Origin of the sequence: Streptococcus devriesei DSM 19639 (assembly GCF_000423725.1) — a bacterium.
GTDB classification, from domain to species: Bacteria; Bacillota; Bacilli; order Lactobacillales; family Streptococcaceae; genus Streptococcus; species Streptococcus devriesei.
Window position 1 is genome coordinate 49492 of record NZ_AUIN01000021.1, and the last position, 12683, is coordinate 62174.

A 12683-nucleotide genomic window follows, 5' to 3' on the forward strand; every position below is an offset into this window, starting at 1 on the left:
GGTTAATTTGGTATAACAAAGAAAGTGGAGATTGGCTATCTATAGCTAAAAACAAGTAATGGAAAGGACAATGATGGTAGAATTTTTTAATGGAAAAATTGTTTATCTTGACGAACAAGCTGTTTTTGACTATTTAGAATTACATCAAGAGGGCGAACAGTCTGATATTATAAAGAAAGTTTCAAAGACTGTGATTGGGGCAGATACTGAGGGAAAAGTTGGTATGAATTTTTTATCTAGACTTAAAGTAGGTTTTTCTGGGAATGCTTCATATCAGCGTAGTGGTGTTGTAGAATCACAAATAACTTCTACATTATTAAGTAACTTTAAGAAGATTGTGACTGAAAAGGTAAGTAAAGAAAATGAGACAAATGAGCCAGAAATTGTAATTTTAGAAAATATCAAGATGTCAATTGAAAAAGACTCTCCGGCATTTTATCGGAATATTACCCCAGTTCTTGATATGATAAAAGATATTGACCAAGTACGTAGTATAACAATAGATGATAAAAACAATTTTAAGGGATTTGAAATTAAAAATTTTGAAAGAACTTTAGATAGATTGTCTGGTTATTACGAGATCAAAGGTATTGATTCAAATGATAAGGAAATGATTATAAGATTCAATATATCAGGTTTGCGTAATAATTATACTTTGAGTGATTTAACCAAGATGGATGTCAAACTTTATGGAATTAAGGTTGGAGAAGTGGATTCAATTGATTTAAGTTTTAATACGATGATAGATAGATTATCAAATCAGGGACAATCGCAACTAGGAGTTGATTTTGATGAAGAACAAGATAATGAGAAAATTCCGATATATGATGTTCTAGTGGCAGGGGTGTAATGGGAACATTTAATATTTTTTTTGAGCCAGTTCAAAAGTTTAATGAACGAGTTACTAAATTAGATAACCATGTTTCGTTTAATGAAGTACTTATAAATTGGCCAAATGGAGCTGGGATTCAGGACATAGCAGAACCTCTTAAGGAAAAAGATATTTGTATTTTCAGAATGGACTCATATTCATTATCAACAAGTTTAGTTTTTGAGAATATTGATTTATTAGTAAAAATTTTTGAAACTGCTAATATTTTAGAAGTCTACCTTCATAATCCTCCAAAAAAGTTTTTCCACTTAATTAGACAACGAATTTCCTCGGAAAGTATATTTGTTGAGCAAAGTTCTTTTGAAAAGGTTAACGAAAAGCAACTCCAAGATGTAACACAAGACTTAAATGAACATATAATTGGTCAAGGAAAAGCTAAGCAAAGTTTATTGAGAAAACTGGTTGCTCAGCTAATACGTCCGAGTGCAAAACCATTAGTCCTAATGTTTTACGGTGAACCAGGAATCGGAAAAACTGAAACAGCAAAACAACTATCAACTACACTATATGGAAATGACAATATTATCAGAGAACAAATGTCGATGGTTGGTGGTGAATCAAGTGTAAAATATTTTAAATCAACAAACCATAGCGAAGACTCATTTTCTAAAACATTACTAAACAGAGAATCTAATGTTATTTTGCTTGATGAGTTCGCTTTAGCTCCTGCATTTTTTCATAGCACCTTCTTTCAAATGTTTGATGAAGGTATCTATGAAGACCAAAATTATAAAGTAGATTTAAGTAACTCAATTATTATTTGCACATCTAATTTTAAAAGTCGGTCAGAAATGGAGAAAAATGTTGATGTAGCATTATTAAGTCGATTCGATGGTTTTATCAAATTTTTTCCTTTATCTTTTGACGAGAAAAGACAAATTTCAAAGATAGTATATTCAAAAATTATTAACTCAGAATCTATAACTAAGGAATATGAGGAATATTTAGATGAAGTTGAGATTCTAGAAAGCGTTGAATCTAAATTAAATTTTCTTCCTAATGTTAGAGCGATAAGAAAGTATGTTGAGGACGTAATTTCTGATAAATTATTAGAAATAATATTAAACTCTAAATAATTGAATGCTATGATTAAAGAAAATCTTATTGCAGATAGATTATTGAGCATAGTTGCTTATATTTATTAAGCAAGCTAGTGGATCCGTTGTACATCTTACTTTTTGGTTAGTGTTAGTATAATGATTAACTGTTTATGTAGAAACAATAATGCTATAAAAGAAAATAGAATAAGGTTGAAAATAGGACAAAACAATGGACTTATTTAGGATAGTTGAGTCATACTATGAAATTTCTATAGTGTCTAACACATCTACTTCAAATAATCCAGATGGAAATCTGAAAATCAAAAAACGCTACACATATAGTGAAGCGTTTTTTGATTGCAAGAAAAATACTGACTTTGGCTATTTTTGCTCTTATTAAATAGCAGCATAGCAGCGACTTAGTTCACTATCTGGTTGGTTTTACCAAACTAAAAGGATTGAAACCTGTGTAATACAGAATTCAATCCTTGGCATAAATTTATAATCAAACTTTTAGAGTCCGTACATTATTTTCTGGTGGGGAATTTGGTGGGAAACCAAATCAATTTAGTTCTATTTTCACATTTTATAACATTTAGAAATGCTGTTAAACCAACCATTTCATTTCAAATTAGTTTAGTCATTTATTCCCACTCAATTTAATAGCTTTTAGTTCGATTTAGTAAATTAAGAAGGTTTTAAATCAATATTTCTGACGATTACAAGACTTAAAGAAACGTGGAATCCTGTAATTATGTTACTGCTAGTTCGAATTTGTATGTCCCTGTGCCCTTCTCCATCAATATGAGGGTCATACTTTGTTTCTATTTGTTCAAATTTCAAATGTTCTAGTGAAATACTATTGCCTGATGAATCTGTTTCTAAATTCATTGTATATGGAAATGATTCCATTCATTGGTCTGTTTACGAGAGAGTTTGAGATGATAGCTAGATTTAATCCCATACTTTCCATCTTTAATTCTCATGATATAGCCCTATTGCTTTTCTTGGTAATGATCCATGAGATTATAACTTTCATAGCCTCTATCCATAACGAGTAAAGCTGTTTCAAAAGGGAGAGGCCTGCAACATTTGAATGATACCAGCCTGTTCATTAGCTTGTCGTTTATATTGAGAGCACACATCAATATAAATCTTTCTATGGAGGTCAAATTTTTCTTTTGCTTCATCAAGAGTTAAAGTAGAGAATAAATCCGCAAGGATATAAAATGAAATATATGGTTGTGCAGAAGATTAGTTTGTAATAAATCGGAAGGGCATGTTGCCACCTTATACAGATTAAAATATCCCGTTTGCTTAGCAGACCAGTATGGAGTAGCTTAGGAAATCTTATGAAAAAATAGTAAAACAATTTATTGTGTTAATCACAAGCACTTAGTAACTAGGAACTAGTTTTATATAAGTATCTTAATTCTAAATGTGGCTTTGTAAAATTATAGGGACATTCCAAAGTCTCTATTATTAAAAGTTCTTGAACATTAAACTCAGCATCAAGTTCTTTTATTCTAATCGGTATATTTTTCTGATCAATATGTTCGCCATGAATATGGCTGTTTTTTAAACATATGGTATCAAAATCAATGTACTCTTTAGAATGGTCTATTTTACATGCTATATATTGTTTCCATGTGTTTCCTATTTTCTTGTAGTAACAACCAACACGTTGTTCAAAGGATATTTTTGATACTGATAGAGAAATAAGCAATTTATATACCTCTCTATAGTAAGCATCAGATAATATTTCACCTACGAAGGGTAAAATGAGGTAGTCTTCATCGCCAGTTTCAATGTGGTGGTAGGAAGTGTAGTCCAATTGTTTAGAAAGATTGATTTGAGATTTAAATTGTTCAATGTGATTTTTATCCTGTTGTAATGCTTCTTCTTTTTCCTTGATGATATCTTGAGCTATTTGGAGAATCTCACTAATCATAATCTCATTATTATCATTAATAAAATTGTTGAATTTTTTTAATGGAATACCATAATCAGCACAAATTTTAATTACTTTAACATATGGTATTGCTGAATAAGTGTAATAACGATAAGAATTAATAGGATCAACATAAGCAGGTTTTAGTATATTAATACTTTCATAGTACCGAAGTGCTTTTGTATGAATACCTGATAATTTACTAAGTTGGCCGATAGTTAAGAATGACTTCATGTGTTCCCCCCTTGACATTACCTTAACGGTATAGTTTACAATTTAAGTGTATCAAATATCATCAATAATATCAAAATGCTTACTTAAAAAGGAAATCATGCTAGTAGTGTGGCAACTATAGTCAATGATAGGTATATTTTAATAAAAGAGTAGGGGTGGCTTGATAATGTTGAAAGTGACATCTGCAAATAGTTGGTATTGTCATAACAGTAATTATTACTCAGTGATAATCGTATGAATGAGAGAATAAAGGCTAAGCACTGCCAAGGAAAACGTTTCGCGAATTACGTAGATTATATAGGCACTATTATGCATTCAAAATTAATTATTTTAAACTTTCCAAGTGATAAGAAGGAACAGCAAAGATTGGCAAATAAGATAATTTTATCTGAAAAAAACCTCTTGTATCATTCTAAATCATATTCAAAAGAATTTGTAGCAATTATTTTTTCATCTGAGTTTTGTTCAGTTGATATTGAATATAAGAGGGAATTATCTTGCAGGGAAAGGAAGGTGCTTTTTGATTTTATTCATAACGAGAATGATGATGTAGACTTTGATAATACAGATATTTCAAATTATATTCTCAAAATATGGACACTGAAAGAAGCATATTCTAAATATCTTCAAAGAGGTCTATATTTAAATTTATCTGAAATTATCGTACATTCAACTAATATAGATGGGAAATATAGTTTAGGAATACAAGGTTATAACACAAAAGAAGCGGTATTATTAGAGGATTCGGATTACTTTACGAGTTTTATTATATGAGGTGAATTTATATGAAATTACAAATGACAGAAGTTCAAAAAGCTTATTTATTAGGTCGCAATGAGACATTTGATGGAAAAACTGGTACTCATATGTATCTTGAAATGAGTTACAAGGGTTCTATAAAACAGTTTGAATTAGCATTTAATTACTTAATTGAAAAACAACCAATGCTGCGGGCGAAGGTGGAATCATTTGGTTATTTTGAGATCCTTCCCGAATATTCTTATGAAATTGAGGTAACAGAATGTAGCACCGATAATATTGAGGAAGTTAAAAGTCAAAAGCGTCAAAATTTATCTCAAAAACTTTATAGACGAGATGATTTTCCATTCTATACAATTGAAGCTTTGTCAATCACTGAAAGTGAGTACGAGAATATCATACTTTTTAGTATTGATCTTTTAATCGCTGATGGAATGAGTCTTTTTTATCTTTTTGATTGCCTTAATAAGTTATTAAATAATGAATTAGATAATGGCTTCTATTTAGAAGATAGAACTGTTGAACTCATGGAAATAAATGAAGCATATTTAAAAGAAAAGGTAAGTAATAGATATTTAAAAGATAAAGAATATTGGCAAAATAAAATTTTAGATCTACCAGCATCACCTTCTTTGCTCCTTCATGAAGAAAATGCTATAAATAGTAAATTTTCACGTAAAGAATTTAACTTTTCGGAGAAAGAATTATTGAAGCTACAGAAAATAGCTCAAGAAAGAGATATTTCTCTTAGTACATTGCTTTTGACACTTTATGGTATCACCTTAAGACGATGGTCAGAATTAGATGAGTTTACTATTAATATGACAACATTTAAACGACCTCGTAAGAATAAGAAATATTTAGAGGTGATAGGAGATTTTACTAGTACTACGTTGGTTGACCTAAATATAAATTTAAATCAGTCAGTAATAGAAAATACTAGATCAGCTCATCACAAAGTTTTTCAAGCAATGAAGCATTCTAAATTTGAAGGGGTAGAAGTTTTACGTGAATTAGGTAAGAGCAATAAGAGTAACTTAATGCCTTTTGTATTCACTTCTATGTTATTTGAATTTGATGATTTTAATAGTTTGGGAGCTATAGAATATTGGATATCTGAGACCCCACAGGTGTTTTTAGATTGTCAAATAAAAATTATTAATGGGGAATTAAATATTAGCTGGGATTTTTTAGAGGATATTTTTGATCCTATTCAAATTAAAGAGATGTTTGATTTTTATCTTAAACAGATTAAGTTGTTCTTAACAAATCCTGAAACTTGTATGGAGGAATCTAATTTATATATTAATCAAAATATTTTAGAGAATTTTAAAGATTATAACAAGAGAGAAAGTATTATTCTATCTCCAACAATTTCAGTTTTAGAAAAATTTAATGAGATTGCTCTATCTTTACCTAAATCAGTTTCATTTTCTGATGGGGAAAATGAGTTAACTTTCGAAGAATTAAGACAGTCAAGTTCAGACTTATACCAAAGAATTGTAAAAATAAAAAAGGATAATTCCTATAAAAAAATTCGTATTGGGATAAAAGGGAATAAAACAATTGAAAGTGTTATAGAAATGATGGCTGTTATAATGCTAGGTGATTCATTTTGCTTTATTCCAAATGATATATCCCCTAACAGAATGGATAAGTTATTAAAAAATAATAGTATTACTTTGTTGATTCAGGATAATCAGATTATTGATACAAATCAAATTCCATTAGAAAAGGTACCCAAAGATGAGCTTTATAGTATTTTTACTTCAGGAACAACAGGAGAGCCGAAGGGAATTTCGATTTCTGAAGCAGCTGTTTTGAATACAATAGACGATATAATTGAAAGAACCTCTTTATCAAGAGAAGACACAATTTTTAATGTATCTAATTTGACTTTTGATTTATCAATATTCGATTTACTTGCACCATTAGTGATTGGTTGTAGTACATACCTAAGTAGCGATATTGATTTGAAGAAGCATAGAGAACAAATTATTCAGTCTAGTTTTTGGAATTCTACTCCCGGATTAGTCCAATTGTTATTAAACGAAATTGATATTGAGAATTCAAAATTACGAAATATTTTGATGAGTGGCGATTTTATTTCTAGTCAGTTGGTTCAAGATATTGAAAAGAAATTTATAAATAAAGACATCAATATTTTTAGCTTAGGAGGAGCTACAGAAGCTTCTATATGGTCAATTTATTTTCCACTAAATAATTTCGACGGACATAAAATTCCATATGGCTATCCTTTAAGTAATCAGGCTTTCTACGTCGTTGATTTTGAAGATAACTTAGTAAATATGAACACCTTGGGTGAATTAGTAATTTCTGGGAAAGGAGTAGCTAATGGTTATATAAATAATAAAGATTCGACTTCTGTCTTCTATAAGCATCCGAAGTTAGGTTATATATATAAGACAGGTGATAAAGGATATCTAGCTAGTGATGGGAAGTTGTACATTACAGGACGAATGAAATCAGAAATGAAACTGAATGGATATCGTATCGATTTAGTCGAGGTTCAAAATTCTTTGCTTTTAGATGATTGTATTGATAAAGCTAAGGTCGTGATTGAAAAAAATTCCAATGGTAAGGACTATTTGATAGCCTACTGTGTTTCTAGTGAACCTGAAATTTCAGGAAGTGAAATTAGAAATCGTATGAAAGATCATCTACCGAGTTACATGATTCCTACATCATTCGTATTTATTGAATCATTTCCACTTACGAATAATGGTAAGATTGATATGAGGCAGCTTAAAAACCTATATTTGAACTATCATAAAGAGCAGGAATTAAATGATAAAGAAAAGGAGTTGCTTAGCGTTTGGAAAGAAGTATTGGATATAGATAGTAATGATGTATCAAGAATGCGTACATTTTTCGAGTTAGGCGGAGATTCAATAAAACTTCCGGAATTATTGTATTTAATTAATCAAAAATATGGTGTTTCATTAAGTATAGAAGAGTTGTTAAATAAATTTACACTTCATGAGCAAGCACAGTACATTGAAGAGTTAGTGAATCTGATAAATAAATCAACGATCCGTCTTAATAAAAATATAGTACAGTTAAAGAAGGGAACAAGCAATAAAAATGTGATTCTTATCCATGCGGGTAGCGGAGAAATTGGGATCTATAATAACCTGTCAAAAAATATAGATGATACTTATAATGTATATGCTATTAAATTTGATAAAGATACGAATGTCCTTCATCCCAGAACATTAGAGTTTGATGAGTTAGCTAAGCTATATAATAGTTACTTAGAGGTATTTGAAAACATTGAAATTTTAGGTGGTTGGTGTATTGGAGGGACTATTGGCTATGAGATTTGTAAATTTAATAAAAAGGTAAAAAATTTATTATTAATCAATTCCCTTCCGCCGGTTGATAAAAAAGAGCATGTATTTGATTTCACTTTATTTTCAGAAAGGAATCTTATATATCAGTCATTTGGGTATAAAGATACAAAAGCAAATAATTTATTAGAATTATGGGAAGATGTAGTTTCAACAATTGAAGGAAATTCTCGACTGTTAGAAAGTTTAATATCTATTGTTCCTCGTGAATTATCACGTCTTATCCCATTTTTTGGAGAGAATAACCCTAACCCGAAAGAACTTATTTATTACATTAATTTATTTAGAAGCTTTGAATTAGCTAGAAAGATATACCAGTCCGATTTCATTATAAATCAAAACATTTATTATCTTGGAGCTAGTAAGGAACAGGTTGAAAATTATCAAAAATGGAAGACCTTAAGCAAAGGTGAATGGAATGAAGGCTTGGTTTCTGGAGATCATACAACTATTTTTGATAAGGATAATGTTGCTAAGATGGCTGAATACATAAATGAGGTGAAATAAATGACATATATCAGTTTTAAAAATGTTAAAAAAGTATATAAAGTGAGTGGCGAAGTAAAAGTGACCGCAATTCAGGATGTAAGTTTTGAAATAAATGTTGGTGAGTTTGTAGTTATATTGGGAAGCAGTGGGGCAGGAAAAACGACACTTTTAAATCTTCTTGGAGGTATGGAGGGTGCAACTTCTGGCGAAATTATGGTAGATAATACACAAGTATCTTCCCTTAATTCAAGCAAACTGACACAATATAGATGTGACTCAGTCGGATTCGTATTTCAATTTTACAATCTTATTCCAGATCTAACTGCATTAGAGAATATTGAATTAGCTACTCAAATTTGTAACGAACCACTTAATGCTATGGATGTATTGGAAAGTGTTGGATTAAAAAATAGGAGTCAGAATTTTCCGAGCCAATTGTCTGGTGGCGAGCAGCAACGTATTTCTATCGCAAGAGCAATAGCAAAAAATCCAAAGATTTTACTTTGTGATGAGCCAACAGGAGCTTTGGATTCTGAAACCGGGAAAAATATTTTAAAATTGCTTCATCAAACTGCAAAAGAAAATAATAAAACGACAATAGTAGTAACCCATAATCCTGAATTTGCTAAGATAGCAGACCGAGTTATCAAAATGAAAAATGGTCGAATCGAGGAAATTCTTGTACAAGATCATCCTTTGAAAGTTGAGGATTTGATATGGTAAAGAATGTATTTTATATAAGATTTTTAAGAGGCTTTCGAAAGAATATCATTCAATTTTGCTCTATCTTACTTATGTTAGTCTTAGGTATTTCAATATATATAGGGGTAGATAGTACTTGGAGGAGTCTTTCAGAGTATAAAAATAAGGTTTACCAAAAAGAGAATAAAGCGGATTTAGAGTTGTATTTGACTAATCCAACTTTAATTGATGATGGTACTCAAAATCGATTAGACAATTTAAAAAATATAAAGTCAATCGAAACATCCCTTCAGACAAGAGCTAAAGTTGATGAAATTTCTTCAGCGGAGCTTTTAGTAAATGCCGTAGATGAGGACTTTTCCGTCAATAAATTTACGGTTATTGATGGGAAATCAAGCTTACGAGACAAAATGTGCATCTTAGATGCTACGTTTGCAAAAAAAAATAAGCTTAATGTAGGAGATTCACTTACATTAAGTGTTAACGGACAGAAATCCAAATTTAAAATTGCTGGATTATGTAAGAGTTCTTCCTATGTTTATATAACCCCTGATTCAACAACGGTTATACCAAATCATAGAAATTATGGATATATCTATATTGGTAAAAATGATGCTGCATTTTTTACTAGAAAAAGCTCAGTTATTAATAAGCTATCAATTGTAGCAGATAGCAAGGTTGATCTACAAGATTTAAAGTTAGAAGTTGAACAAATTTTTGATGGTAATATTAATAGCTTGGCAAGTATTGATGAAACACTGAATGACCTTGCTATATCTCAAAAAATTTCACAATATAAAACAATAGGAGCCCTATTTCCAATTGTATTCTTTTCAATAGTTATCCTAATGAGTTTTACTACCATGTACCGAATAATAAAGAGCGAGAGAATTATAATTGGAATAATGAAGTCAGTTGGTGTTAATAATCTAACAATCTTGAGAAACTATATTTTGTATGCATTTGTAATTAGTGTGACAGCCATCATTATTGGGATTTTTATAGGTTGGAAGATAATACCTAATTATATTTGGAGATTTTTTGAAGAATTATTTGTATTTAATGATGCAAAAATTATATTAAATCAAAATCAAGTAGTTATTATTTCTATTATTTCAATTATCAGTACTTGCTCAGCAACTATTTTTGCTTTTTATAAATTGATAAACGAATCGCCTGCTAGCTTATTGCAAGGAGAAGGAGTTAAGTCAACTCATCACTCCAAAGTGAAAAGTAGTAAGACCAGATCTTTTATAAAAGTAAATCCCAAAACAGTTTTAGTCGTACGACAATTATTAAATGGTAAGATAAAGGCTATAACTACAATAATTGGTATTATTGGATGCACTAGCTTATTGCTCACTGCGTTAGGAATCCGTGATACAATTAATAGTGTAGCAAACTCTGTTTATGACAAGACCTATTTATATGACTATAAAGCATATTTGGATACAGGATTAACGAAAAATAATTTGAATACCCTTGAGAAAATCTACAATGGTGAATTCATTGAAGAAACTAGCCTGTATGCTTCTTCGAAGTCAATATCGAAGAACATGATTTTTCATATTATTGATGAAGATAGTCAGTTTATAAAATTACATCGGGATAATAAAGAAGTTAAATTAAAAAGGGGAGAGGTAGCTATTACACAAAAAGCTGCAGATATATATAAACTAAAATTGAATGATACCATCAAATATAGAGATAATCAAAATCGATCTATTTCATTAAAAGTTAATAAAATTATTTCTTTAAACATTGGACAAGGTATTTATATGACAAAAGGTACTTGGGAAGGATTACAACAAAGATTTCTTCCGACTGCTTTAATGACCAATAACTCGTCCGTTAAGACAAGCAAAGATAATCGTTTTATTAAAGTAACAGAAACACAAAATCAAAAAGATAATTTTATCAGCAGTATGAATAGTACTTTATCAATGTCTATGCTATTAATTTTATCAGCAGGATTACTTGTAACAGTTGTTCTATACAATTTAGGTATACTAAATTTTTCTGATAGAGAACGTAATTTAGCAACTTTATCAGTTTTAGGTTTTAAATATCGCGACTTAGAGATATTTTTATCTTTAGAAAACCTTGTATTGACCCTTGTTGGAATTGCCTTAGGCTTGCCTACAGGAATTTATTTACATCGTAAAATCTTTGAAAAAGCAGGTATGGGAGATGAATTGGACTTTACTCCAATTTTATCAAATAATAGCTATATATATACAATAGTTTTTACCGTATTTATGAGTATTGTTGTTACTTATATACTAAATAAAAAAATCAAAACAATTAAGATTACAGAAGCTTTAAAGAGCGTTGAATAAATAACTGCCCTATACTATAAAAATTTTTGTAAAAGAACTTTATTCTTAGAATTCTTTTTTGAGAGTAAGAGGAATAACTCCCAATAAGTGAAAAAGCAACGGTATGAAAAACCGTTGTTTTTGTTTATGAGTCTTATCCCTTCATAATTATACTGTTACATATACCATACGCCATAAGAAAAGAGAGAGCTCTGCTTATTATCTTTTAATAGCCACGGGCTTGTATATTGTTACGTATTTTATAGTCAATCATGATACGGAGGTGGAAGAAAAAAGAGAGGTCAATTTCTACAGTTCTTTTATAAAAGATGGGATATATTTTATGAATGAGTATCTATATAAGGATATACTTTGATATAACCATATTTTAGAAGAAATTAGAAGAGAGTTTAGAAACAGATTGGAATTTAAGAAAAAAGAACCTAAACTTTCTGAGCGTTTAAAAATCTGTTTGATTCAAATAGAAGAGCTTAATCGGACTAAAATTTTTTCTAAATGCACTGATAGAGAATTGTTAATAAAAAAGTTAGTTCAGACTCGTAATTATCATACTCATGGCGATTCCAAAGATAAATATCCAGAAATGATAACAGATGTACATGAGATGTATGAAACAAAATTGTTTCTTCAAGAGGTCCTGAGATATTATATCTTTTAAGAATTGGATCTGTTTCGTATTTTTTGCTTTACTATTTAAAATATAAAATAGCTTCCTTCAAAAGAGGGAAGCTATTTTGGTGCAATTCAGATACTGCTATTGCCTATTTTTTGTCTTATTAAAATGATTTTTTGTGATTTTAAACAAAGTTATTGAAAGATTAGTCCAGTAAAATCGATGTTTTTGATGATAACGGAATTTAAAAAACCGTGAAGTATGTTTTGCATATTCATCATAAGATTTTCTAG

At 29.8% G+C, this 12683-nt stretch carries 7 protein-coding genes and 1 pseudogene; 7 read left to right on the forward strand and 1 reads right to left on the reverse strand.

Annotation, left to right across the window (positions count from 1 at the left end):
- The first annotated feature begins 70 nt into the window (after positions 1–70).
- Both G573_RS0106015 and G573_RS0106020 read left to right on the forward strand, forming a co-directional pair.
- Positions 71–850, forward strand: a complete 780-nt coding sequence (locus G573_RS0106015; protein ID WP_245543141.1) for a DUF6414 family protein — start codon at positions 71–73, stop codon at positions 848–850.
- A complete protein-coding gene (locus G573_RS0106020; RefSeq protein WP_027975864.1) occupies positions 850–1968 on the forward strand; it encodes an AAA family ATPase in 1119 nt (372 codons plus the stop codon). The genes G573_RS0106015 and G573_RS0106020 overlap by 1 nt, the downstream gene beginning before the upstream one ends.
- 1366 nt (positions 1969–3334) lie before the next feature.
- Here the strand turns inward: G573_RS0106020 and G573_RS0106025 are convergent.
- Positions 3335–4117 (reverse strand): MerR family transcriptional regulator, encoded by a 783-nt coding sequence (locus G573_RS0106025; RefSeq protein ID WP_027975865.1) that lies wholly within the window; start codon positions 4115–4117, stop codon positions 3335–3337.
- Between the two features lie 234 nt (positions 4118–4351).
- On the opposite strand from G573_RS0106025, the gene G573_RS0106030 reads away from it, so the two are divergent.
- The 5 genes and pseudogenes from G573_RS0106030 to G573_RS11645 all read left to right on the forward strand — a co-directional run.
- Entirely contained in the window at positions 4352–4891 is a 540-nt protein-coding gene (locus tag G573_RS0106030; protein WP_027975866.1) for a 4'-phosphopantetheinyl transferase superfamily protein, read from the forward strand.
- A gap of 11 nt (positions 4892–4902) precedes the next feature.
- Positions 4903–8754 carry an AMP-binding protein gene (locus G573_RS0106035; protein WP_027975867.1) on the forward strand — a complete coding sequence of 1284 codons (3852 nt, stop codon included), beginning with the start codon at positions 4903–4905 and terminating at the stop codon, positions 8752–8754.
- The gene (locus G573_RS0106040; protein ID WP_027975868.1) at positions 8755–9459 is read left to right on the forward strand and encodes an ABC transporter ATP-binding protein; all 705 of its coding nucleotides are present in this window, start codon (positions 8755–8757) and stop codon (positions 9457–9459) included.
- A complete protein-coding gene (locus G573_RS0106045) occupies positions 9453–11777 on the forward strand; it encodes an ABC transporter permease (RefSeq protein ID WP_027975869.1) in 2325 nt (774 codons plus the stop codon). The genes G573_RS0106040 and G573_RS0106045 overlap by 7 nt, the downstream gene beginning before the upstream one ends.
- A 361-nt stretch (positions 11778–12138) precedes the next feature.
- Positions 12139–12435: pseudogene (locus tag G573_RS11645) on the forward strand (HEPN domain-containing protein); the annotation flags it as partial.
- Positions 12436–12683: the final 248 nt, after the last annotated feature.